Source organism: Streptomyces sp. NPDC005808 (genome assembly GCF_042871385.1).
Classification (GTDB): Bacteria; Actinomycetota; Actinomycetes; order Streptomycetales; family Streptomycetaceae; genus Streptomyces.
The window spans coordinates 545,604-569,939 of record NZ_JBIAIK010000003.1 but is presented as its reverse complement, the minus strand read 5'-3'; the positions used below and the strand labels follow the sequence as shown (position 1 = coordinate 569,939).

19 protein-coding genes and 1 pseudogene are annotated in these 24,336 nt (G+C 68.2%); 13 read left to right on the top strand and 7 right to left on the bottom strand.

Annotation, left to right across the window (positions count from 1 at the left end; all coding sequences use genetic code 11):
* Positions 1-128 precede the first annotated feature (128 nt).
* From ACFYPC_RS09785 to ACFYPC_RS09775, 3 genes are read left to right on the top strand one after another with little or no spacing between them, the layout of a single operon-like run.
* On the top strand, positions 129-1,094 hold the full coding sequence (locus ACFYPC_RS09785; RefSeq protein ID WP_388673167.1) for an NAD(P)-dependent oxidoreductase: 966 nt from the start codon (positions 129-131) through the stop codon (positions 1,092-1,094).
* Positions 1,091-2,356 carry a M24 family metallopeptidase gene (locus ACFYPC_RS09780; RefSeq protein WP_388673165.1) on the top strand — a complete coding sequence of 422 codons (1,266 nt, stop codon included), beginning with the start codon at positions 1,091-1,093 and terminating at the stop codon, positions 2,354-2,356. Before ACFYPC_RS09785 ends, ACFYPC_RS09780 begins: the two co-directional genes overlap by 4 nt.
* 28 nt (positions 2,357-2,384) lie before the next feature.
* Positions 2,385-3,839, top strand: a complete 1,455-nt coding sequence (locus tag ACFYPC_RS09775) for an NAD-dependent succinate-semialdehyde dehydrogenase (RefSeq protein ID WP_388673163.1) — start codon at positions 2,385-2,387, stop codon at positions 3,837-3,839.
* 68 nt (positions 3,840-3,907) lie between these two features.
* On the opposite strand, the gene ACFYPC_RS09770 is transcribed toward ACFYPC_RS09775, so the two are convergent.
* Together ACFYPC_RS09770 and ACFYPC_RS09765 are read right to left on the bottom strand one after the other, a co-directional pair.
* Positions 3,908-4,588, bottom strand: a complete 681-nt coding sequence (locus ACFYPC_RS09770; protein ID WP_388673161.1) for a GntR family transcriptional regulator — start codon at positions 4,586-4,588, stop codon at positions 3,908-3,910.
* A complete protein-coding gene (locus tag ACFYPC_RS09765; protein ID WP_388673159.1) occupies positions 4,585-5,094 on the bottom strand; it encodes a VOC family protein in 510 nt (169 codons plus the stop codon). Before ACFYPC_RS09765 ends, ACFYPC_RS09770 begins: the two co-directional genes overlap by 4 nt.
* Before the next feature lie 138 nt (positions 5,095-5,232).
* Here ACFYPC_RS09765 and ACFYPC_RS09760 point away from each other — a divergent pair, with 138 nt between their 5' ends.
* The 6 genes from ACFYPC_RS09760 (at position 5,233) to ACFYPC_RS09735 (ending at position 13,786) form a co-directional block, all read left to right on the top strand.
* Positions 5,233-7,413, top strand: a complete 2,181-nt coding sequence (locus ACFYPC_RS09760) for a thiamine pyrophosphate-dependent enzyme (RefSeq protein ID WP_388673157.1) — start codon at positions 5,233-5,235, stop codon at positions 7,411-7,413.
* 19 nt (positions 7,414-7,432) lie between these two features.
* Complete coding sequence (locus ACFYPC_RS09755) at positions 7,433-8,899, top strand: 2-oxo acid dehydrogenase subunit E2 (protein WP_388673155.1); 1,467 nt, start codon at positions 7,433-7,435, stop codon at positions 8,897-8,899.
* A 210-nt stretch (positions 8,900-9,109) separates the two neighbouring features.
* Positions 9,110-10,303: an amino acid ABC transporter substrate-binding protein gene (locus ACFYPC_RS09750; RefSeq protein ID WP_388673153.1), complete on the top strand. Its 1,194-nt coding sequence runs from the start codon at positions 9,110-9,112 to the stop codon at positions 10,301-10,303.
* The gene (locus ACFYPC_RS09745) at positions 10,300-11,184 is read left to right on the top strand and encodes a branched-chain amino acid ABC transporter permease (RefSeq protein WP_388673151.1); all 885 of its coding nucleotides are present in this window, start codon (positions 10,300-10,302) and stop codon (positions 11,182-11,184) included. Before ACFYPC_RS09750 ends, ACFYPC_RS09745 begins: the two co-directional genes overlap by 4 nt.
* Complete coding sequence (locus ACFYPC_RS09740; protein ID WP_388673149.1) at positions 11,181-13,025, top strand: ATP-binding cassette domain-containing protein; 1,845 nt, start codon at positions 11,181-11,183, stop codon at positions 13,023-13,025. Before ACFYPC_RS09745 ends, ACFYPC_RS09740 begins: the two co-directional genes overlap by 4 nt.
* Positions 13,025-13,786 (top strand): ABC transporter ATP-binding protein, encoded by a 762-nt coding sequence (locus tag ACFYPC_RS09735; protein WP_388673147.1) that lies wholly within the window; start codon positions 13,025-13,027, stop codon positions 13,784-13,786. Before ACFYPC_RS09740 ends, ACFYPC_RS09735 begins: the two co-directional genes overlap by 1 nt.
* Positions 13,787-14,140: 354 nt before the next feature.
* On the opposite strand, the gene ACFYPC_RS09730 is transcribed toward ACFYPC_RS09735, so the two are convergent.
* Together ACFYPC_RS09730 and ACFYPC_RS09725 are read right to left on the bottom strand one after the other, a co-directional pair.
* Positions 14,141-16,270, bottom strand: a complete 2,130-nt coding sequence (locus ACFYPC_RS09730) for a tetratricopeptide repeat protein (RefSeq protein ID WP_388673145.1) — start codon at positions 16,268-16,270, stop codon at positions 14,141-14,143.
* Positions 16,267-16,677, bottom strand: a complete 411-nt coding sequence (locus ACFYPC_RS09725; RefSeq protein WP_388673143.1) for a hypothetical protein — start codon at positions 16,675-16,677, stop codon at positions 16,267-16,269. Before ACFYPC_RS09725 ends, ACFYPC_RS09730 begins: the two co-directional genes overlap by 4 nt.
* A gap of 227 nt (positions 16,678-16,904) precedes the next feature.
* Between ACFYPC_RS09725 and ACFYPC_RS09720 the strand changes: the two genes are divergently transcribed.
* Entirely contained in the window at positions 16,905-17,174 is a 270-nt protein-coding gene (locus ACFYPC_RS09720) for a hypothetical protein (protein WP_388673141.1), read from the top strand.
* Positions 17,167-17,805 carry a DUF6879 family protein gene (locus ACFYPC_RS09715; protein WP_388673139.1) on the top strand — a complete coding sequence of 213 codons (639 nt, stop codon included), beginning with the start codon at positions 17,167-17,169 and terminating at the stop codon, positions 17,803-17,805. The genes ACFYPC_RS09720 and ACFYPC_RS09715 overlap by 8 nt, the downstream gene beginning before the upstream one ends.
* Before the next feature lie 172 nt (positions 17,806-17,977).
* On the opposite strand, the gene ACFYPC_RS09710 is transcribed toward ACFYPC_RS09715, so the two are convergent.
* On the bottom strand, positions 17,978-18,853 hold the full coding sequence (locus ACFYPC_RS09710) for a hypothetical protein (protein WP_388673137.1): 876 nt from the start codon (positions 18,851-18,853) through the stop codon (positions 17,978-17,980).
* 299 nt (positions 18,854-19,152) lie between these two features.
* On the opposite strand from ACFYPC_RS09710, the pseudogene ACFYPC_RS09705 reads away from it, so the two are divergent.
* Both ACFYPC_RS09705 and ACFYPC_RS09700 read left to right on the top strand, forming a co-directional pair.
* Positions 19,153-19,316 (top strand): annotated as a pseudogene (locus ACFYPC_RS09705) (ATP-binding protein); the annotation flags it as partial.
* 266 nt (positions 19,317-19,582) lie between these two features.
* The gene (locus ACFYPC_RS09700; protein ID WP_388673135.1) at positions 19,583-19,711 is read left to right on the top strand and encodes a DUF6408 family protein; all 129 of its coding nucleotides are present in this window, start codon (positions 19,583-19,585) and stop codon (positions 19,709-19,711) included.
* Positions 19,712-19,763: 52 nt separating this feature from the next.
* On the opposite strand, the gene ACFYPC_RS09695 is transcribed toward ACFYPC_RS09700, so the two are convergent.
* A complete protein-coding gene (locus tag ACFYPC_RS09695; RefSeq protein WP_388673412.1) occupies positions 19,764-21,881 on the bottom strand; it encodes a DNA/RNA helicase domain-containing protein in 2,118 nt (705 codons plus the stop codon).
* Between the two features lie 177 nt (positions 21,882-22,058).
* Complete coding sequence (locus ACFYPC_RS09690) at positions 22,059-23,969, bottom strand: DNA/RNA helicase domain-containing protein (protein ID WP_388673133.1); 1,911 nt, start codon at positions 23,967-23,969, stop codon at positions 22,059-22,061.
* Positions 23,970-24,336: the final 367 nt, after the last annotated feature.

The following is a 24,336-nucleotide window of genomic DNA, read 5'->3' as shown; positions in this document are numbered from 1 at the left end:
CTTCCCATTACGTACCGTCCGGGTGCTTGACTCCGCCGTCGAGCGTGGGCAAAGCTTGCAGTCGTTTGCAGGGACGCTTTCAGGCACCCTGCGATGCCCTTGAATGCAATCGATTGCAGGAGTGGCCCATGAACGAGACAACGACCCAGCTGCCCGACCTGCGGCTCGGATGGATCGGAGCCGGGCGCATGGGAGCGGCCATGGCCGCCCGCCTGGGTAACGCCGGGGCCGCGGTGACGGTGTGGAACCGCACCCGGGCGAAGGCCGAGCCACTGACCGCGAACGGCTGCACGATCGCCGACACGGTGGCCGAACTCCGCGGACTCGACGTCGTGTTCACCATGGTCTCGACGCCCGCCGACCTGGAACAGGTCCTGCTCGGTGAGGGCGGACTGCTGGCCGACCCGGACCAGGTGCCGGGCATCGTCGTCGACTGCTCGACGGTCTCCACCGCCTCGTCGGAGGCGGTCCGCGCCGCCTGTTCCGAGCGCGGCGTCGCCTTCCTCGCCGCCCCGGTCAGCGGAAACGGCAAGGTCGTCCGCGCCGGAGAACTGAGCCTGGTGGCCTCCGGGCCGGAGGAGACGTACCAGAAGGTGGAGCCCTTTCTCCGCCGGATCGGCCGGTCGGTGACCTACGCCGGTGACGGCGACGTGGCACGGCTGGTGAAGATCTGCCACAACCTGTTCCTCGGCGTGGTCACCCAGTCACTGGCTGAGATCACGGTGCTGGCGGAGAAGGGCGGCGTCTCGCGCGCGGCGTTTCTCGACTTCCTCAACAACAGCGTCATGGGGTCACCGTTCACCCGCTACAAGGCGCCCGCCTTCGTGAACCTCGACTACACGCCGACCTTCACACCCGTCCTGCTGCGCAAGGACTTCGACCTCGGTCTCGCGGCGGCCCGCGAACTGGACGTACCCATGCCGCTCGCCTCCGCCACCGCCCAACTGGTGCAGGCCAGTGTGGGCAGCGGACGGGTGGAAGAGGACTTCGCCATCCTGCTCGATCTCCAGGCGCAGAACTCCGGTCTCAAGCTCAGCCCGGAGAACGTGCAGGTGGACGATGGTCTCGGTGCGGCCGACGAGGTGGCGCAGTGAGCGCCCGTCCTGCCACCGGGCCGGCCGTCACCCCGATGGCGGCGCCCGGACACATGGCCGTGGACTACGAGCAGCGAGTCGACTTCGACCGGCTGCGGGCGTACCGGCTGGCGCGTGCCAAGGCGTCGCTGGAGGCGAGTGAGTGCGGGGCCTTCCTGCTCTTCGACTTCTACAACATCCGGTACACGACGCAGACCTGGATCGGTGGCGCGCTCGGGGACAAGATGACCCGGTACGCGCTGCTCACCCGCGACGGTGAGCCGATGCTGTGGGACTTCGGATCCGCCGCCCGGCACCACCGGCTCCACTCCCCGTGGCTGGACCCGGACAACTGCCATGCGGGCATGCTGGGCCTGCGCGGGGCCATCGCACCCACCGCGGGTCTGATGGAGTCGGCGGTGCGCCAGATCAAGGGGCTGCTGGAGGACGCCGGAGTCGCCGACGCGCCGATCGGGGTCGACATCGTCGAGCCCCCGTTCCTCTTCGAGATGGAGCGCCAGGGTCTGCGGGTGGTGGACGCGCAGCAGCTGATGCTCGATGCCCGGCAGATCAAGTCGCAGGACGAGATCATGCTGCTGACCCAGGCCGCGGCGATGGTCGACGGCGTCTACCAGGACATCGTGGGAGTGCTGAAGCCCGGGATCCGCGAGAACGAGATCGTGGCCCTGGCGAACAAGCGCCTCTACGAGATGGGGTCGGACCAGGTCGAGGCCATCAACGCGGTCTCGGGGGAACGGTGCAACCCGCATCCGCACAACTTCTCCGACCGGCTGATCCGCCCGGGCGACCAGGCGTTCTTCGACATCATCCACTCCTTCAACGGCTACCGGACCTGCTACTACCGCACCTTCGGCGTGGGCAGTTCCACCCCTTCCCAGCGCGAGGCGTACACCAAGGCCCGCGAATGGATGGACGCCTCGATCGGCAAGGTGAAGGCCGGAGCGGGTACGGACGAGGTCGCGGCCGTCTGGCCGAAGGCGGAGGAGTTCGGCTTCGAGAACGAGATGGCCGCGTTCGGCCTCCAGTTCGGCCATGGACTCGGGCTCGGCCTGCACGAGCGGCCGATCATCTCCCGGCTGAACAGCATGCGCGAACCCGTCGAGTTGCAGGTGGGGATGGTCTTCGCGCTGGAGACGTACTGCCCCGCGAGCGACGGCTTCTCGGCCGCCCGGATCGAGGAGGAGGTCGTGGTCACCCCGGAGGGTCCGCGCGTCCTCACGCTGTTCCCGGCCCAGGACCTGTTCGTCGCCAACGCCTACTGAGCAGCTCCCGTACGAAAGGTGCTCGACCATGGACGACTACACCCCGGACCCTGCGGTGCCCACCGATCTGTACATCGGCGGCAAGTGGACCGCGGCTTCGGAAGGCGGCCGCTTCGACGTCCGCGATCCGTCGACGGGCCGGACCTTCGCCACAGTGGCGGACGGCACGGTCGCCGATGCCATCGCGGCTGTCGACGCCGCCGAGCGGGCCGCGGCCGGCTGGGCCGCGACCGCACCCCGGGAGCGCGCCGAGATCCTGCGGCGCTGCTGGGAGTTGATGACGGCACGGGCCGAGGAACTCGCCCGGCTGGTGACGCTCGAGAACGGCAAGGCACTCCCCGACGCGCGGGGCGAGGTCGCCTACGCGGCGGAGTTCTTCCGCTGGTATGCCGAGGAGGCGGTCCGGACCTACGGGACGATGCTGACCGCGCCCTCGGGGACGAACAGGATCCTGGTCGTCCAGCAGCCCGTCGGGATCGCGGTGCTGGTCACGCCGTGGAACTTCCCGGCCGCGATGGCCACCCGCAAGATCGGCCCGGCGCTTGCCGCCGGGTGCACGGTCGTGCTCAAGCCGGCCAGCGACACCCCGCTGACGGCGCTGGCGATGGCCGCGATCCTCGAGGAGGCCGGAGTGCCGGCGGGAGTGGTCAACGTACTGCCCTCGCGCCGTTCGTCCGCGGTGGTGTCCGCCATGCTCCATGACCCCCGGGTGCGCAAGCTGTCCTTCACCGGCAGCACGGAGGTCGGGCGGGTTCTTCTCAAGGAGGCCGCCGACCAGGTGGTGAACTGTTCGATGGAGCTGGGCGGCAACGCGCCCTTCCTGGTCTTCGCCGACGCCGACCTCGACGCCGCGGTCGACGGCGCGATGGTGGCGAAGATGCGCAACGGCGGCGAGGCGTGCACCGCGGCCAACCGCTTCTACGTCGAGGCCTCCGTCGCCGAGGAGTTCGGCCGACGGCTGGCGGAGCGGATGAGCGCGGTACGGATCGGGCCCGGCATCGACCCGCAGACCGAGGTCGGACCGCTGGTCAACGAGGACACCGTGACGAAGGTGGACTCCCTGGTCCGTTCGGCGGTGGAATCCGGGGCCCGGGCGGTGGTCGGTGGCCGGCGCCCCGACCGCGAGGGCTTCTACTACGAGCCGACCGTCCTGCTGGACGTCCCGCCCGACGCACCGATCCTCCGCGAGGAGATCTTCGGCCCGGTCGCCCCCCTCGTCACGTTCGACGAGGAGGACGAGGCGGTCCGGCTGGCCAACGACACCGAGTACGGGCTGGTCTCCTACGTGTACACCGGCGATCTCGCGCGCGGTCTGCGGATCGGCGAGGCGCTCGACTCCGGCATGGTCGGCCTGAACCGGGGGATCGTCAGCGATCCCGCCGCGCCTTTCGGCGGCACCAAGCAGAGCGGGATCGGCCGCGAGGGCGGCCACGAGGGCGTCCTGGACTACATGGAGTCGAAGTACATCGCGGTCGAGTGGTGAGTACCGCCGCTCCGCGGGCCCCGGGCCGCCGGGCTGTCTCACCGCGGGATCTACGGGATCTACGGGATCTACTCGAAGATCTCGGGGTGTCTGCCGAGTTCGATCCGGGTCCGGCGGATGTGGCCGCTCAGAAACCGCTCCGCGTCTACGGCGTCGCCCCGCTCCACCGCGTCGAGGATGAGCCGGTGCTCCGAGTTGATCACCCACATCCGGCCCGGGCCGCTGAGCGACACGTACGCCCGACGGTAGTGCTGGGTGGAGTTCCAGAGTCTGGTGACCGTCGCGGTGAGCTGCTGGACGCCGCACCCCGCGTACGACCTCAGGTGGAACTCCCGGTCCAGGGCGAGGAAGTCGCCGATGTCGGTGGTGGCCTCGATGCTCCGTTGGATCTCCGCCAGGCCCTCGACGGCGGCGCGGTCCAGGGCCGGGATGCTCTGGGCGAGCGCGAGCGGTTCGAGCCGTTCGCGCATCCGGTAGACGACGTCGACCTCGTGCTGGGTCAGCCGGGGCACCCTGGCGCCCCGGTTGGCCTCGTGTTCGGTCAGGCCCTCCGCCTCCAGGATGCGCAGGGCCTCCCGTACGGGGAGCCGGCTCGCCCCCAGGCGTTCGGCCACCTCCTCCTGGCGGATCCGTGTCCCCGGGGCGATGGCGCCGCTGAGGATGGCATCCCGCAGGTGGGCCGCCACCCGCTGGCTCGCGGCGGCCGCGCGCAAGGGGGACGGCCCGCCGTCCGGCGTGCTGGTGGTCATGCGGTGGCCGGCCCCTGTTGCCGGAGGCGGTCGAAGGCCTTGCCATGGGGATAGGAGACGAGCTCGAACTGCATTCCCCAGGGGGCGAGGAAGTAGATCCAGCGGTTCCCCTCGGCGGGGCCCCTGCTCGATGTCGGACCGGCGAGGACCTGGACCCCGCGGTCGCGCAGATAGGCGACGGCCTCGTCGAGATCGTCCACGTACAGGGCGACGTGATGGCCGCCGACGTCGCTGTTCTTCGGCGGGACGTCCCGCCGATCGGGAGCGGCGTAGTCGAACACCTCGAAGACCGCCTGGTCACCGCAGCGGAAGAAGCGGTTCTCCCGAACCTCCGCCCGTGGGTGGACGTTGAGGTGGTCGCGCATCCAGTCGTCGTCCCCACGGAACGGCCCGAGGGAGTACAGGAACTCGCACCCGAGGACATCGACGAGGAAGCGGGTGGCCTCCTCCAGATCGGGCACCGTGAACCCGATGTGGTCCAGCCGCTTCAGTCCCGGAATGGCCATATTGGATCCTTTCTCAATTCAGCTTCTTTGTATGGCGTGCATGATGCCAGGAAAATCATGATCTGAGCCCTGCACATCTCTAGATAGTGGATCCAATCCTGTGGCAGTCTGCCACTGCAAACGATTGAGGAGGCTGCCATGACGGAGCACCGCAAGCTCAAGGCCGCATCCCCGTGGGTCGAGGTTCTCGCCACCGAGAAGGACTGGGACGCGGCATCCCCCGAACTGCTGCGGACGATGCTCGGCCAGCTCGTGCTGATCCGGTCCTTCGAGGAGTACGTCCTCGAACTGGCCGGCGCCGGGCTGGTCCACGGGCCGGCGCACTCGAGCATCGGGCAGGAAGGAGGCGCGGTCGGATCGGTCCTCGCGCTCACCTCCGCCGATGCGGTCAACGGATCCCACCGCGGCCACCATCAGTTCCTCGCCAAAGCCCTTCACCACGTCGCACCCAAGGGCCTGGACCCCACCGCCGATCTCTCCCCGGAGGTACGCGAGGTTCTCCTCCGTACGCTGGCGGAGATCTGCGGTCTGGACCGGGGCTGGAGCCACGGGCGCGGCGGCTCGATGCATCTTCAGTGGCACGAGGCGGGTGCGGTGGGGACCAACGCCATCGTCGGCGGCGGCGTCCCGATGGCCGCCGGATACGCCTGGGCCGCCCGCCAGGCGGGCACCGAGGACGTGGCCGTCACCTACTTCGGGGACGGCGCCGTCAACATCGGGTCCACGCTGGAGACGTTCAACCTCGCCTCCGCCTGGAAGCTGCCCGTCTGCTTCTTCATCGAGAACAATCTCTACGCGGTTTCCACCAACGTCTTCGAGGCGACGGGCGAACCGAGGCTCTCGGCCCGCGGGCTCGGATTCGCCATCCCGAGCTGGAAGGTCGACGGGATGGACCCCCTCGCCGTCCACCTCGCCATGCGGGAGGCGGTCGCCCATATGCGGGCGGGACACGGCCCCACGATGATCGAGGTGGACACCTACCGCTACTTCCACCAGAACGGCGGCTTCCCCGGCTCCTCCTTCGGATACCGCTCCAAGGAGGAGGAACGGCACTGGCGCGCCCGCGACCCCATCGAGCAGGTCTCCGCCCATCTGACCCGGCGCGGCATCATGACGCCGGAGGAGATCGCCGCGGTGTCCACCCGCGCCGCACAGTGCATGGCCGAGACCGGCGACACGCTGCTGGAGCCGCTCCCCGACGGCAAGCCCGGGCAGCGCAGGATCAAGCCCGCGGAGTGGCCGGACCCGGCGTTCGCGGACGTCGGGATCCGCGGGGATCTCAGCGAGTTCAGCGACGCACGCTTCGCGGACCTGGATTCCTTCTCCGGCGAGGTGGCCGAGCAGCGGCTCGTCGACGCCGTCGCGGCCGTTCTGGGCCGGCGGATGGAGACCGACGAGTCCGTGGTCGTCATGGGCGAGGATGTGCACCGCCTCAACGGCGGCACCAACGGCGCCACTCGCGGGCTGAAGGAGCGCTTCCCCGACCGGATCCTGGGGACCCCGATCAGCGAGAACGCGTTCACCGGCCTGGGCGGCGGGATCGCGCTGGACGGCCGGTTCAAGCCCATCGTGGAGTTCATGTACGCCGACTTCATGTGGGTGGCCGCGGACCAGCTGTTCAACCAGATCGGCAAGGCGCGTCACATGTTCGGCGGCGGTGGCGACGTCCCGTTCGTCCTGCGCAGCAAGGTCGCCATGGGCACCGGGTACGGTTCGCAGCACTCGATGGACCCGGCCGGGGTGTTCGCCACCGCGCCCGGCTGGCGCATCGTCGCCCCGACCACCCCGTTCGACTACGTCGGACTGATGAACAGCGCGCTGCGCTGCAACGATCCGGTGGTGGTCCTCGAACACGTCGACCTCTACGGAGCCACGGGCCCCGGCCCTGTGGACGATCTGGACTACTGCCTTCCCGTTGGTAAGGCCGCGGTGCGGCGCCAGGGTTCTGAGGTCACGGTGATCTCGTACCTGGCGATGGTCGGATATGTGCTCGACGCCGTGGAACAGCTCGGTTCCGTCGACGCCGAGGTGATCGACCTGCGCTGGCTGGACCGGGCGAGCATCGACTGGGACACCATCGGGGCGAGCGTGCGGAAGACCGGCCGGGTCCTCATCGCCGAACAGGGACCCCCCGGCACGTCGTACGGCGGTTGGCTCGCCGACGAGATCCAGCGGCGGCTCTTCGACTGGCTGGACCACCCCGTGGAGCGCGTCACGGGCGGGGAGGCCTCTCCCAGCATCAGCAAGGTGCTGGAGCGGGCCGCGATCGCCCAGAGCGACGAAGTCGCCGCCAAGCTGCGCGAGATGACGAGGTTCTGAGATGGCGAACGTGCTGCGCATGCCCGAAGTGGCTGCGAATGTGACCGAGGCGGTTCTGCACGAGTGGTTCGTCGCGGACGAGGCCCGCTTCGAGGCCGCCGACCCGATCGCCGCGGTCGAGACGGACAAGGCCGTCGTCGAGGTCGAGGCCGAAGCCCCCGGAGTCGTCCTGCGCCTCCTGGTCCCGGCGGGAGCGCAGGTCGACGTCGGCGCGCCGATCGCCCTGCTGGGCAGCCCCGGTGAGGAGGTCGCGGACATCGACGCGGTCCTGGCCGAGCTGGGGGTGACGGCCACCACGGCCCCGACGGTGCCGGAGCGCCGAGCGGTTCCGGAGAACGGCTCCCGGGGTGCCGCGCCGGACGGCGACCCCCCGGGCCATGCGCCGACCGGCCCCGCCGTTCCGGCGAACGGCTCCCACGGCTCCCCGGGCCATGCGACAAGGGACCCCGCCCTTCCGGCGGACGGTTCCCGGGATGCCGCGCCGGACGGCGGCTCCCCGGGCCATGCGCCAAAGGGCCCCGCGCCGGCCTACGCAGCATCCGAGGCGAGCCCCGCCGCCGTCGCTCGGGAAAACGGTGGGCGGATCTTCTCCAGCCCGCTGGCGCGCCGGGTCGCCCGGGAGGCGGATCTGCCGCTCGACGAGATCACCGGGACCGGGCCGCACGGGCGGATCACGCGACGCGATGTGGACGCGGCCGTGGCCGCCAGGAGCGCCTTGCCGGCACGGCAGGACGACACCCCGGTGGACGTTCCAGGGGCCACCACCCCGGCCCCGGCGCGGTACCAAGGCAGCGCCCCGGCGCCGTCCGCGTACACGGACGTACCCCACTCGCGGATGCGGGCGGCCATCGCCACCCGTCTCACGCAGAGCAAACGGGACGTGCCGCACTTCTATCTGCGCGCCACGATCCGGGCCGACAAGTTGCTGGCGCTGCGCCGCAGGCTGAATGCCTCGGGCGAGGTACGGATCTCGGTCAACGACCTGGTGGTCAAGGCGGCGGCGCGCGCTCACACCCTGGTCCCCGCGATGAACGTGGTGTGGCTGCCCGACGCACTGCGGCAGTTCACCCCGGTCGACGTGTCGGTCGCCATCGCCACCGAACGAGGCCTGGTGACGCCGGTGTTGCGCGGGGTCGACGCGATGACCGTCTCCGCTGTCGCAGCGGGCGTACGGGACTTCGTCGAACGGGCCCGGGCGGGCCGGCTGCGTCAGGAAGAACTGGAAGGAGGGGCACTGACGGTGACCAACCTCGGTATGTACGGCACCGAGGAGTTCGCCGCGATCATCAACCCGCCCCAGTCGGCGATCCTCGCCGTCGGCGCGGCGCGTGAGGAGCCGGTGGTGGTGAAGGGCCGGCCGGCGGTGCGGAGCGTGATGCGGGTGACTTTGTCGGTGGACCACCGGGCGGTGGACGGCGCGCTGGCAGCCGAGTGGATGCGCTCGTTCGTCGCAGTGGTGGAGGACCCCGTACGGATCCTCGCCTGACCCATCCTCGGTGCAGTCGTTTGCAACGAGGCCCACGGATCAACCAATTCAAGATCTCGTCACAGGTCGGTAAAGACCAACCTGGGGACATTTTCGACCGAGTCCTTGACGTGACGAGCCTTTCTCATGAGACTGCGCGCAACCGCAATCGATTGCGGTCGGCAAGGAGGAACAATGCCAACAAGCCCACAACGTCGTCGGCTCATGGTCATGGCTGCTGCGGGTTCCCTGCTTCTGGGAACCGCCGCCTGCGGTGGCACCGCCGGAGACGACACGAGCGGCCCGATCAAGATCGGCGCCTCCCTCCCGCTGACCGGCGAGTTCTCGCAGCCGGGCCAGGCAGCGAAGCGGGGATACCAGGTCTGGCAGGAAATGATCAACAAGGACGGCGGCCTGCTGGGACAGGACGTCGAACTCGTGATCAAGGACGACGCGTCCAACCAGAACTCGATCGTCGCCGACTATAACGCTCTCATCAGCCAGGACCGGGTCGACCTCCTGCTCGGCACCTTCTCCTCGCTGCTGAACCTGCCCGCGTCCGCGGTCGCGGAGCGCAACCAGATGCTCTACGTCGAGCCGGCGGGCGGCTCCCCCGAGATGTTCAGCCGGGGCTTCAAGTACCTGTTCTTCAGCCAGCAGGCCACGGCCGACAAGCAGGGCGCGACCTTCGCCAACTGGATCGCGGGCCTCCCGGCGGACCAGCGGCCGAAGACCGCCGCCTACCCGGAGCTCGACGACCCGTTCGCGGCGCCGAACGCCGAGGGCGTCAGAAAGATCCTGGAGAAGGCCGGGATCAAGACGGTGTACCGCCAGACGTACGCGATCGACACCAAGAACTTCGACTCGATCGCCGGTGCGATGAAGTCGGCCGCGCCGGACCTGGTCGTCAACGGAGCGCAGTTCGAGGACGGCGTCGGCCTGGTCCGCTCGATGGCCAAGGCCGACTTCAAGCCGAAGTGGCTCTACCAGACGAGCGCCCCCTCGCTGGGCACGCAGTACTCCAAGGGGGTCGGCGAGGAGAACACCGAGGGCGTGATGTTCGCCATCAGCCACGCCGTCCAGGCCAAGACGCCCGGCAACGCGGAGTTCGTGGCCAAGTACCGCTCGATGTTCAAGGAGGACCCGCCCGAGGACGCGGCCGATGCCTACGCGGCCGCCCAGACGCTCCAGGCGGCCGTGGAAGCGGTCGGCAACACCTCCGACCAGGACAAGATGGCGGACTGGCTGCGTGGGAACGACGTAGAGACGATCCTCGGCAAACTCGGCTGGAACGAGGACGGCAGCCCCACCGGCTCGTTCCTGATCGGCCAGTGGCAGGACGGCAAGGTGCAGGTCGTGCTGCCCGAGGACGTGGCGACGACCCCGCAGATCGTCCAGGGCTGGAAGCCGGGAGGCACGGGATGACCGAGCTCCTCCAGAACCTGATCCTGGGGCTGCTCCTCAGTGGGGTGTACGCCCTGGCCGCCGCGGGACTGACGCTGATCTTCGGCGTGATGCGCGTGATCAACATCGCGCACGGCGCCTTCCTGATCCTCTCCGCGTACATCACCTACGCACTGTGGAACGGCCTGGGCATCGACCCGCTGCTCTCGATCCTCATCACCACACCGGTCGTCTTCGCCCTGGGCTGGCTCACCTACCGCTCGGTGGTCTCGCCGCTGCGCAACGCGCCGATGGCCTCCACGGTGCTGCTCACCTTCGGGCTGGCCCTGGTGCTCGAAGCGGCCATGGGAACCATCTGGGGCAACGACTCCACCACCATCCGCCCCGCCTACGCCGACCAGTCCTTCCTCGTCGGCAGTCTCTTCCTCCCCAAGTCCCAGGTCTACGGCGGGGCCGTCGCCGTCCTGGTACTGGTGTCCCTGTGGCTGGTGCTCACCAAGACCTGGCTCGGCCGCTCCATCCGGGCCGCGGCGGTCAACCCCTCGGGCGCGCAGCTCGTGGGCATCAAGGTCGCCTCGGTCGGCGCGCTCGTCTTCGCCCTCGGGATCGCGGCGGCCGGCGCGGGCGGTGCCATCGTCGGAGTCATGTACCCCTTCGTACCCGGAGCGCACTACCAGTGGATCGCCCGGCTGCTGGCGATCGTCGTGCTCGGCGGCATGGGAAGCATGGGCGGTGCCGTCCTCGGAGCCCTGATGTTCGGCGTGGCAGAGACCCTCACCTCCGCCTACGTCTCGCCGTCCTGGGCGACGGCCGTCCCCTACATCATCGTCTTCGCCGTCCTGCTCTTCCGGCCCCAGGGCCTCCTCGGCTCCCGACTGCGTGAGGATGCGGTGGCAGCGTGAACACGAATCTCCGTACCCTCACCCAGCCCTTGTGGATCGGGCGGATCATCGCCGCGATCGGGGCCGTGGCCCTCCTGGGATATCCGCTGGTCTCCCAGGACACCTACTACCAGAACATGATCATCCTGTCGCTGGTCTTCGCGGTCGGGGCCGGCGGGCTCAACATCATCACCGGTCTTGCCGGCTATGTCTCGCTCGGCCAGGGTGCCTTCATCGGCCTCGGCGGCTACACCATCGGGGTGCTGGCGACCCGCTTCGACGGCGTCTCGCCCTGGTTCTGGGTCCCGGCGGCAGGTGTCGTCACCGCGCTGGTGGCCGTCCTCCTCGGACTGGTCTCACTGCGCTCGCGCGGACCCTCCTTCGTCATCATCACCGTGGCGTTCCTCTTCCTCACCCAGGTCATCGCCATCAACTGGGTGGGCCTCACCAACGGCACCGCCGGACTGACACTCCCGCTGCCGTCGTGGGACCGCGACATCATCAACTGGCCCTTCTACTACGCCCTGGTGGCCGTACTCGCCCTGCAACTGCTGATGACGTGGTGGATCAGGCGGACGAAGTTCGGCATGGGTCTCGTCGCCATCCGTGAGGACGAGACCAAGGCGGCCACCATCGGGGTCGCGCTGCCCACCCACAAGATCCTGGCGTTCGTGGCCAGCAGTGTCTTCGTCGGCATGGCAGGCGCGGTGTACGGCTACTACCTCACCTTCATCGACCCGCGGGGCATGTTCAGCATCCTGATCAGCGTGCAGATCGTCCTGTCGCTCCTCATCGGCGGCAAGGCCACCCTGTGGGGTCCGGTGATCGGCGCGTTCGCCATCGAACCGCTCAACGAGTACGCGAACAACAGCCTCGGCGGGGGCAACACCCGGCTCTTCCTCTTCGGCGGACTGCTGATGGCCGTCGTGATCCTCCTCCCCCACGGCGTGCTCCCCGCGGTGGAGTCGTTCCTGTACCGGCGCCGCACCACCGGCAAGGCCGGCCTGGTGGGAGCCCGGATCGGCACCGGCGGCTCCCTCGCCTCGCTGACCTCCTACGCGGAACGCGTCCCGCCCCCCGACCACGGGGCCACCCCGGCCCCCGCCCTGCTCGAAGTCTCCGGTCTGCGCAAGAGCTTCGGCGGGTTGAAGGCGGTCGACGGCTGCTCGTTCACCGTGCCCGAGGGGTCCATCACCGGTCTGATCGGACCCAACGGCTCCGGAAAGACCACCGTGTTCAACCTGATCGACAACACCATCGCGCCGGACGCGGGCGTGATCACGCTGGCCGGCCGGCGGATCGACACCCTCCCCTCCTGGGAACGGGCCCACCTCGGCCTCGGCCGTACCTTCCAGATCACCCGGCTGTTCGGTGAGATGACCGTCCTGGAGAACGTCGTCGCCGCGCAGCGGAGTTTCTCCTGGCGACAGCTCGGCCGGATCGCGGTCAGCGGCCCGGAGGCGGCGGCCGCGGACGAGCTGCTGGAGTTCGTCGGCATGCGGGCGTTCCGCGACCAGAAGGCGCAGGCTCTCTCGTACGGTCAGCGCAAGCTCGTCGAGCTCGCACAGATCCTCATGCTCGACCCCAAGATCATCCTGCTCGACGAACCGGCCGGCGGCATCAACCCGGTCCTCATCGAGCGGATGGGCGAGATGATTCGCGAGCTCAACTCGTACGGCAAGACGTTCCTGATCGTCGAGCACAACATGCCCTTCCTCCTCGATCTGTGCGACCCGATCCATGTGCTCGCCCGCGGATCGGTCATGGCCTCCGGCACCCCCGAGGACATCAAGACCGATCCCCATGTCATCGACGCCTATCTGGGCGACGACTTCCAACTGGAGCAGGAGGCGGTGCAGTGATGTTGGAGATCCGCGGCCTGGTCGCCGGCTACGGCGGGGGCGACGTCCTCCAAGGCGTCGACATCGACGTCGACAAGGGTGCTCTCGCGTGCATCGTGGGGCCGAACGGCGCCGGCAAGTCCACCGTGCTCAAGGCGGTCAGCGGCCTGCTCACACCGCGCCTGGGAGAGATCAAGCTGGCCGGGCAGCGCATCGACCAGTGCTCGCCGGCGGAGATCCTGCACCGCGGGATCTCCCAGGTGCCCCAGACAGGCGCCCTGTTCCCCAACCTCACCGTCCGGGAGAACGTGCTGCTCGGCGCGTACATCATCCGCCGGGACCGCAAGCTGGTCCGCAAGCGGTACGACCAGGTCGCCGAACTCTTCCCCCTGGTCGCGACGCGGGCCGACGACAGCGCGGGCAATCTCTCCGGCGGCCAGCGCCGCATGGTGGAGTTCGCCCGGTCCCTGATGCTGGACCCCACCCTCCTGCTGCTCGACGAGCCCTCCGTCGGCCTGGACCCCAAGGCGCTGCAAGCGCTGTACACCTCGGTGATGGTCCTGCGCGACCTCGGCAAGACGATCCTCATCGTCGAACAGAACGTGCGCTTCGGCATGCGGATGGCCACCGACGGCGTGGTGATGGAGAGCGGCCGGGTGGTCACGCAGCGCCCCGCAGAGGCCATCCTCTCCGACCCGGACCTCGCCCAGATGTACTTCGGCGGCACGACCGGCCACGCGCCATCGGCAGAGAAAGGGGAGCCCAAGTCGGCGGCACGGTAAGTGCATTGCTCATGAGCGTTGAGCGTTGTTGACACTCGGTAGGTCTTGAACACGACGAAGGACTGCGGCTGGGCGGGAGGTGTGACGCTGTACCTGGGCCAGACCAGGGTCGTTGCAGAGGGTCGGTGACTGACTGGAGGGCGGCTGCCAGGGTGGCGTTGGCACGCTAACCGGCCCAGGTCCACCACCGGACGTCGGAGCCGACACGCGTGATCAACGGGCCACCCGGGTGGACGGTGTCAGGGGCGTCGGTTTCACGCTGTCCCGCCAGGCATGCGAGAAGGAAGTCAAGATCCTCAAGGCCCGCTACCACTACTGAGGCCACCCCTCGCCGCTGTGGCACACGCCGTCACGTCATCGGCTCGACCGGTAGGTGTCCAGGAGCTGCCGACCCGCGGCCGTGAAGGGGTGCTCGGGGCCCAGGCCGCGTTCCCGTCGTGCGACGACGTCGGTCATCAGCTCGATCGCCTCGTCCACTTGGCCGAGCGCGGCCCGGGTCCGGGAGAACAGTTGCCGGGCAGCGAGCACGATCGGGTACTCCGGCCCGAAGCGCCGCACATACGCTTCGGTGATCAGCCGGATCTCGCTGTCGGCCTCCTCGAACCGGCCCAGGAGGTACAGCGCCCACGCGTGGTTGTGTCCTGCGCCCAGGGTCACCGTGTGATCGGAGCCCAGAAGCCGGTCGCACTCCGAAGGCAACGAAAGCAGTGCACCGTCTTCCTCGGTGACCACCTCGGTTGCGGGCAGCATCTCCAGCAGGCTGGCACGGGCGCGCAGGGTCAGCGGATGCGCGGGTCCGAGCGCCGAGCGCCGGCCGGCAACAGTGGCACTGAGCAACGCGACCGACTCGTCTCGTCTCCCTAGGTTCGCCAGCACGAGCTGAAGGCCGTAGGAAGTGTCCAGGGTGTCGGGGTCCTCGGCCCCGAACAGGCCCTCCTGAGTGGTACGGACACCGCGGAGCAACGACTCGGCCTCCGCGAACCTGCCCAGCCGGAACAGCGCCCGCCCGGCCCTCGAACGGGCGGCCAGGACCATACGGTCGTCCGCGCCGAGCAGTCGCTGCGCGAGGTCCGCGGCGGTTCGGGAGGTTTCCCAGGCCGAGAGGTAGTCCCCGGTCCGGTGCAGAGCGACCGACAGCCGCGTCGCCACGGCCAGGGCGTCGGCAACGGCCGACGGCTCGCCGATACGCCGCAGCAAGGCCAGCGCATGAGGTACCAGCAGGCGCAGTCGCGGCTCGTGTGGCCCGGCGTCGGGTACGCCGGGTACGGCCGCGTCGAGCAGTCGGACGGCCGCCGCGTCGAGAGTGGGCATCAGTTCGGCGGGGGTCGCCGCGGAGACGCTGTCGAGCAGGACGCCATGGCTCTGCACGCAGCGCATGCCGACGACGTCGACCAGCTCGGACAGTGACTGGTCGAGCAGGGCCCTCAGAGCTGTCTCGGTACGGGCCCGGGGAAGGACACTGCCGATGTCCTCGTGGTTGAGCAGTGCCAGCGGCAGCGGTTCGGCCGCGAACCGGGCCAGCAGTCTGAGCAGGGCCGCCGCTTCGGGCAGCCCGCGCGCCTCGAACGTGTCGAGGGTCAGCTGCCAGGTCAGGCCGACCAGATGCCGAGGGTCCGCTTCGGACAGCGCCTCGGCTCCGCGGTCGATCAACTGAACCCGTTCGTCTCCGTCGAGATGATGTCCGTAGGCATCCATCGTCCAGGGATCGAGCACCTGGTGGGAGAGGAAGCCTCCTGCCAGGGTGAGGGCGAGCGGCAGCCTCCCGAGCCGGTCCGCGATCCGCGCCGCCTGCTCCGTAGTACCGCTGTGCGGGGCAAGGTCGCGCAGCACGAGCGCAGCGTCCTCCCGTGGCAGTACGCCGATGTGCTGGAGCTCGGCTCCCGGCCACCAGCGAGCCGCCGCTCGGCGTGTGGTCACCACGACGATGCCGCGCGGGCTGGTACGGAGCCAACTGCCGTCCCGCAGGATCTCCGGCTCATCGGCGTTGTCGAGGACCAGCAGCCAGGGCTCGGCGGAGCGGTCGAGATGCTGCCACACCAGATCCGCCGCGGGACGGAGGCCGTTGCGGGCAGCCAGCAGTTCGCCGTCGCCCGCCCCTCGGTCGGCTGCCACGGCCAGCATGCCGCCGCGCAGGCTCCCGCGGTCGGCGACGTTGACCCACAGCGCTACCCGGCCCTGTTCGCCCGCGACCTCCTGGAAGAGGGTGCACGCTACCGCCGTCTTGCCCGAACCGCCCATGCCATACAGCACGTAGACCTCGCCGCCGCGCCCCGCCTCGACGCTCGCCCGCAGGCGTTCCATCACCTCGCTGCGGTCACGCAGTACGACAGGAGGCCGCCCCACGGCCGGTCGGCGCACCGAGTCCGGGCCACTGGGCTCGGGGCCGTCACCGCCGTAGTGATGGTGCTCGTTGATGTGCTGGTCGCCGGATGTCTGGAAAACCCGTCCACGGTCCTCGGCGTGACCGTCCATCCCACCCGTCATCGCTCTGCGATGTGCTGGTCTCGTCCCGCTTGGTAGACCCGGGCCTGGCCGGAAGCAGTGGCGTGCTGGCTGACCTGTCGGGCCACCGAGCCGCCGGGATCGAGTTCGTCCAGCAGCCGGCGCAGTTCTTCGGCGGCAACGGGCCGGGCGATGATCAGACGCCGTACGAACCCTTGCCATTGCAGGCGCAGTTCGTCCAGAGTCTCCTGGTCGTGCGCCGCCATGGCAGCCAGCACATCCTCGCGGCCCGCCTCCAACTCAGCGGCTACGGTCTCGGCCCGTTCGGGTTGCATCCGACGCCAGAGCTGCGTGAACCCGTCACGCGTGTGCTGCCAGGCATCTGCTGCCATCAACGTGACCAAGGTGGTTCCCGCGCTCTGTGCGAGCGAGGCCACTTCCGGGTCCACAGCCACCCCTCCATTCACCCGATTTGCCGACAGCTCAGCAGAAAAAACGTGCCTTCCAGGCGTTGGCATGATTTTCTTTCCAATCAACATCATTCCACCCGGAGCAACATGAGACAAGGAGGAACCATTCTTCGCCATTACCCTGGTGGACCGGGTCTAACACATGGCCAGGCAAGCCAGTTGCACGCTACAGTGAAGCCACCCGACCGATCGAGGGGGCAACGATAATGGTCAGGCCTTGGGAAGCGGATCCGGACACGACTTTCAAACAGCGTTTGGGAAAGACCCCCCAAGAACTCGGAAATACAACCGGAACTGCTGACTGCCCCGACATCTGGGAACTCGCCAACGGGGACATCGCCATCATCGGCCGTGACCTCACCCAGTCACTCGCCAAGAACCTGCCCGACGGGGTCTCGATCGGCTCGGACGAACGCCTCGTGGTCATCCCCAGGAACATGCTCATCGCGGCGAAACCGGACATCCCCAATGTTTGATTCCTTCCCCGGTGGCGCCTCCGAACGCCTGGACCGCCCCAGGTACCACGCGGACTTGGGCCGGGTCTACAGCAGCGGGATCGGCTTCCTCAACAAGCTTGAGCGCGGCCAGCACTTCAAGGAGCGCGGCTTCCCGAGCTGGGAGGCCTTCGCCGACGGCGACTGGGACAGGGCTCTGTCCCTGGCCGAGGAGAGGCGCGAGGACTACGCCGAGGAACTACGCCAAGCGTCACGCCTGGGCGTCACGCACCGCCGCCTTCGCGTCGTGGAATTCCCGATCACGCCGTATGTGCAATGGGAGTTGTTCGCTCTACGCGTACGCGTGGACCTCGGCGATGAAATCAGGGTTCTCGACGCTCGCAATATTTCGAGTATGGAGCGGACTCGCCCGGTTCCTGAAGTAGTTATTCTCGGCGATGTAGCCATGTACGAGGTCGTTTACGACGAGGACGGAAACGCGGCCGGAGCCAACCGCTACACCGACCGCTCACTGATCCGGGAGACGAACGCCGGATTCGATGCGCTTTATGGGCGTGGCGAGAGATTCCACGATTTCTTCGACCGGGAGATCGTCACCCTGGAGCCGCCCCAAGTGTCGGGTGCTCCGACGGGTTCTCGGGGTTCGCGGTGATCAGTAAGGCGGGATGACGAGCGAGTCCTCATGCCGACAGATCACCGCGCCACCACCACGACCGCCACAGCCGCCACTGCCACTGCCACTGCCACTGCCACTGCCACCGACGATGACGGAAGCGCCCGCCGCCTCGGCCACCCCTTCGGCGTTCAGTCGAGGCGCTCGCCTCTCAGGATTGGGGTTCCTCCAGCTTGACGGCAGAGGCGTCTGCGCCGTGCTGTTCAGCGTGCGCTGCGGCGAAAGGCCCGTGGTCCTCGACGACTTCACCGTCCACGACTTCCCCCTCCATCACTCGGTGCGACGGTTCCGCCAGCGGCAGGCTGGAGAGGTGCTTCTTGAGCCTCTTGGCCATCGGAAGGAAGGTCGCAAAAGTGAGCCCGCCAGAGACAACGGCCCCCACGAGAGGGATGGCCTTCGAGACGGTCTTCGCGAAGGACTGCTTTGTCATCTCGACGCCGAGATAAGCCGCGACCTTTTTCACTATCGGGTAGATGACACCCTGGGTGAGTGCCTTCTGGGGCAGCTTCTTGGCGACCTGCTCGGACATCATCCCCGCGACCTTCCCGACAGCGGTGTTCGCCGACTGGGTGCCGAACATCACGCCGAAGAACAGCGTGAGCACCCCCATGGTCGCGTCATCGACGTCGTCGCCCTCGTCGGAGAACAGATCGGGCCAGCTGTAGAGGTAGGCGAGTTTCTGCGCGATACGCAGCATGTGGCCGAAGTACTGGGCCATGTCGGCGGGCACAGTGGCGGGAAGGGCGATGATGCCGGGGATCCCGGCAGCGGCGGAGAGAGCACTGACCTTGCCGGTTTCGTAGCGGATGGAGTCGTTGGCCACTTTGTCGAGAACCTCGACAGTGATGCCGGCCGCAGCGGGGGTCTCTTCTATCGCTCTGCGAATGTCGTCCTCGGAGCAGTGGCGAGCCAGCGCACTTCGGAGGTACGCCCCCCTGTTGATACGCACACCCGGAAGCTTCGCTGCGCCCACCAGCACCGCGGAGAAGCGCGACTCGGGATTCTCGATCCCTTTGCCCTGTTTCATAGCAGGAACCTACAGTAACTCCGCGTTCCAAGGGCCGGACTGTGGCAGCCCAGTTGAGGCCTCACTGTGTGCGTGACGGAGGCGTGTGGGCTGGGTCCATCAGGATGTCGATCGCGCCCGGGAAGGCGACACCGTCGCGAACCAACGGTCTCTGGGCAGACGTTGATCGCCGAGGCAGCCAGCGCCGGCGCGGCACCCGGCGAGCACGGCGCGAGGGCGGCTGACGGTGCCACGGAGACGGACATGCGCAGGACCCTCGGCACACGCCACAGAGCCCCGCACCCGAACGCGAGTTCACCATGCGCTTCACCTCAACCCCACGCGGTGACCGCCTCGCCCGCCGACTCGTCTCGCACCGCCTGAACGACTGGGGCCACACCCCTACACGACCCCGGTCAACGAGACGCTCACCCTCATCACGGCTGAACTCGGCGCCCACGCCGTACGCGACGGCCGCGTCCCGGCCGCCGGCCATCCTCCGATGCCAACGCGTCTGGCGCGTGGACGGGGACACCGCGGCGTCCGAAATCGATCTGCGTCAACTGGCCCATGCACTAACGTGGTTACCCGCTGCGCACCTTCCCGGAGGGTACGTCGGCGGTGCTCCAGGTGCCGGTCCTCGGCGATGAGCGACGAATGGTCTCCACCGCGTGCTACACGCGGTGTGACTGCGGATGCCCGGTAGGGCGATCCCTGCCATTCCCAGCTCACGCTCAGGAGTGGAAACCGATGAACCCCGTTGAGTACAAGCTTGCGCGTCGTGACCGGATTCGTCAGATTCTGGTCGACGTCACCGTGGGAGTCATCACCAATCTGCTGGTGACGGTTCTCGCCGTGGTAGCACGCCTGGTCTTCTGACCGGCAGGTGGCGGGCCCGGGAGCCCGCCACTCCACCTACTCGTCCACCGTTTCAGAAAAGGCGCATCTCTCCTGGCGGAGTGTCCTTCTTCTGACGCTTCCTACGGCGGCGCCCTCCTCGGCCGGGACGAGGCAGATGAGGCTGTCGCGCCTGCTCCGGCAGGTTCTCCCAGGTGGGTCGCAGACCGTGGATCTGGACGTCGCCGACGAGCCCCTTCAGGTAGTCCCGGGTTTCCTCGTCCGTGGAGTAGAGCACGGTCGCCCGGCTCGCCCGGGTCATCAGCACGTGGTACGCGTGCCGGACGAGCCGGGCGAACTCGTCGTCGTCCACGCTCTTCGGCTTCACCTTGGGATCGAACGACCCGGGAACGGCAACCCGCTTGACGCCCGCCTCCTTGTCCGCCCTCTCCTTGCCCCGGCGGAACACCCAGCGGTCACCCCGGCGCACCATGTCCTCGCCCATGATCACGCCGCACCAGTCCCACTCCAGGCCCTGCGCGGTGTACACACAGCCGATCTGCCCGAGACCGTTCTCGTGCACGGACCAGATCTTGGAAGGCGGGACCGTCTTGTTCTCGCAGAAGGATTCGCTGTCCGCGTTCCACGGCCGATGCCAGTCGCCGATCCGGACGTCGGGTTCGAGCCGCTTCTCCTTGCCCAGGGGTTTCGTCCAGGGCCAGCAGTAACCGGCGACCATGCGCGCGGACGCACCCGCCCGCGCCTCGGAATGAATGATCCGCTCGAGTTCCTCCGGGCTGTCCACGACCTCGACATGCATCAGTCCGTCCGGGGTCCACAACTCCGGCTCCACGTCGGACACTCCCAGCGCGCCGCGCACCCAGCGGATGTAGGCGTCGCTGCCGCCGCACCGGAACTGTTCGTGCAGACAGCTACGGACCAGCTGGGCGCCGTAGCGCCGTGCCGCGTCCTCCACGAGAGCGGCGGTGCCGACCTCCTGCGGTCGCACGGACTGCCCGTCGTCGAGGAAGAACACCGTCAACCGGGAGGCGTCGAGGAGTTCGTCCACCTGAGGCTTGGTGCCCCAGTCCTCGGGTTTCCAGAAGCGGTTGGTGGAGCGGTCGCGCAGGCGGTGAGCCTCGTCGCAGATCAGCACGTCCAGCGGCGGGTCGGGCGGGGTGACGAAGTTGCTGAAGTAGGTGAAGGTCTCCTTGAACTCCTTGTCACCGTAACCGACATGCTCCTGGAGGGCTCCGTTGAACGCCCGGCTGCCGCTCGCGTACTTGACCGTGCGGCCATCGGCCTCCAGTTCAGCCTTGAGCTGGAGGCCGATGGCGCTTTTGCCGGTACCTGCACCGCCCGTGATCAGGAACACCACCCGTCGCTCGTCGGGGAGGAGCGCGGGCCGCCGGGGATCGGGAAGCACCTTGGCGGCTGTATCGAGGATCTGATCCGCGACCTTCTTCTGACGGCCGCGCAGGGTGAAGACGGTGTCCTCGCCGCTGGAGCGGATCATGGCGTCCAGCAGCGGGGTATTGCGCAGACCCATGCTCCGTAACAGGATTTCGGCCGCCGAGTCGGCACCGTCGGGGGCGAAGCTGTTCCGCAGGTCCGACAGCAGTTGGGCGCGGCGGTCGTTCGTGTAGACACGGGCGTAGGAACCGGTCGGCGCGTCCACGCCGACTAACGGGAGCACCGAGGCGTCGGTGGCGTTGTGCAGATAGGCGAAGCCGCCACACTCGAAGTCCAGTCCGTGCAGCGGCCCTCTGACACTCGTGAACGCCTCGTAATATTCGCGCAGTTGCAGCGCGGGATGCTTCTTCTCCCCCATTCCGGGGACATGCACCAGCTCCGCGGTGGCTCGCTCCACCCGCGTCACCGTCGACCACCGCTTCAGCTCGACGAGTTGGACCGACAACCCGTTCTCTTCGGGATGATGGCCCACGAGGACGACGTCAATGAGGCGCGGGTCCCCGGCACGGTCGGCCTCGTCGAGTGTGGCCGCGCACTCTACGACCATCTCGACGTTCCCCCGGTCGGCGGCAACCAGATCCTCGGCGAGATGCACTAGGCTCTCCGCCCAGGCGGAACGTTCGGTCAACGAAGCGTCGGTGCTGAGGAAGTGCTTCCACCTCGCGGCGAGGTGGGGCACCATACGGCGTCTTGAGTTCAGGTTCAGCAGGTCCCGCGCTGCCAGTTTCAGCAGGAGCATAGACACGAGGTGGATCCCCCAGGGCACGAGTGACTCGTGCGGATGGGGGCATGTCCACGCGGGGAAGCCCGTCGGGCCGCAATGACGTCTGGATCTTAGGGAGGTGACGTCCCGTCCCGACGCATATGACAAGACGCTCGGCTGGAAGCACCGCCATCATGGCCGGATATCGCACGCTCACCGCCGCAGAAGGGGCTCCTCGATCGCGGCAGGCCGTGGCTTCGTTCGGCCGGATACCAGTTCCCGTAGCTTCTCTCGGGTCTCCGGATCAGTCGAGTACACGATCGTGCCGACCATGCCCCGCGTCAGCAGCACCTTGTAGGTGTTCCGAATGAGACGGTCCACATCAGTGCCCGGTGTGGACTTTTTGAAGACCGGGTCCTTTGAGGCGCTCCGGTCGGTGACCCAACGGTCGCCCCGCCAAATTAGGTCCGGGCCGATGATGACTCCGGACCAGTCGTACTCGAACCCCTGGGCGGTGTAGACGCAGCCGATCTGCCCGAAGCCCGCAGGGTCGGTGGCCCACAGTGCGGAGGGGGGAGCGCCGGAGACCGACCGGTCCCCGCGCAGGTTCCAAGGCCGGGCCCAGCCCCCGATGACGACGTCGGGAGGCAGTGGATCGCCAGGCTTGGGCTCAGGAGACCACCGCCAGCAGTAGCCCGCAGACATCCGGGCACCGTATTTCTCGGCGCGACGGGCATCGAGGAACGCCTCCAGTTCCTCAGGACTGTCTGCGACCAACAACTGCATGCGGTCGTCGGGCTCCCACACGACCGGCCCGCCGGGCTCGAGGCCGAGGAGCCGGACCACCCAGCGCAGGTAGGCGTCGCTGCCTCCGCAGCGGAACTGGCTGTCCAGGGGGACGACATGGCATTCGATGCCCCGTCTGGACGCGGCCTCACGGATTTCGTCCACGGTGCCCATCTCGCCGGGACGCACCACTTGGTGCTCGTCGAGGAAGAAGACCGGTACGTGGGCGACGTCGATGAGTTCGTCGATCTGTGCCCTGCCGGTCCGCAGTGCCGCGCGGGTGTAGCGGTTGGCGGAGGTCTCCCGGATGCGGTGCGCCTCGTCACAGATCAGGGCACCCAGGCTGTTCTTCTCCGTGGTCATGAAGCTGTTGAAGTACTTGAAGAGGTCCTGGACTTCCCGTTTCCGGGAGCCGGCCACCTTGCGCATCGTCTTGGTGAACGACTGCGAGCCGGTGGCGTGGACCGCCGCCACGCCCCTCCGGTAGAGCTCGCCCAGCAGTTGGAGCGCGATCACGCTCTTTCCGGTACCGGGGCCGCCGGTGACGATGACGACTTCCTTGTGGTCGGCGCGCTTCGCCCTCTCCACCGCGTTGAGCACCATGCGGTAAGCGACCTGCTGCTCGTCGAGGAGGACGAACTGCTGTCGCTCCCGCACTTCCTGCGCTGCCACGGACATCAACTGCTTGGACGGCGCGGTAGCGCCCGCGAGCAGTTCGTCCGCCGCAAGAGCCCCGGGGTGCTTGTCGCTCAGCTTCGACCGGAGGTGGTCCAGGAACGCACCGCGTCGCTCCCCCGTAAAAAGCCGTTCCTGTCCGTCACGCTCGATCTCCCGCAGCCCCGCCACCCCGAACTCGGTGGCGTTGTGCAGGAAGGCCACGCCATGGATCCGCTCACGGTGCTCGGCCACCGCGCCATTGAAGTTGACCAGGTAGTCGCAGTACCGCCGCACCTGCTCGATCGGGTTGAGCACGGGATGCGCATAGGCGTCGACATGGCACAGCGTGGGGTCGTCCTCGTGCGGAGCCGCCTGGCTCCACTGCTTCAGCTCCACCACAACGTAGGACGGCTCCTGCGTGTCCGGGTGCAAGCCGGCGAGGACGACGTCGGCACGCTTGCTGTTCAGCGGTAGCGCGTACTCCAGCATGACCTCGACGTCGCCCAGGCCGACATCGTTGAGCGCGGCGGTCAGAAGAGGGATGCTGCGCTCCCAGGAACGCAGCTCCGAGGCTCCTGGCCCGTAACCATGCATGTGGACGAACTGCTCAGTCAGGTGCAGGAACAGCGAACCGTCGAGTGCCATGACGGCGACCGTTTTCGCGGACGCGCGGAACAGCAAGGACTTCCCCCAGGCAGCACGAAGAGACTCGTGCGGGTGGGGGCATGTCCTTCGAGACTCCACCGGAGTGGAGCGGAAGCCCGTCGGGCCGCGTTGACGATGTGGTCGAGGGTACCTGGCGGTTCTGGCACTTGTACCGGTGATCGCAGTGGCGGCAGCAGACGCCGCGCCGGGCCGCCTGCCCTGCCGACGCCGAGCGCCCTCGTCAGCGGTCAGCGGTCAGCGGTCAGCGATCAGCGGTGCGCTTGTGTCAGCCCCTGGCTAGCCCACCGTTCCGAGGCATCCGGGCACTTCGTGGCATCCCAGGAGGTGCGGTCCCTGACCGTGGCATGCGAAGCGGCAGACGAGTCGGGCTGTACGCCGGGGA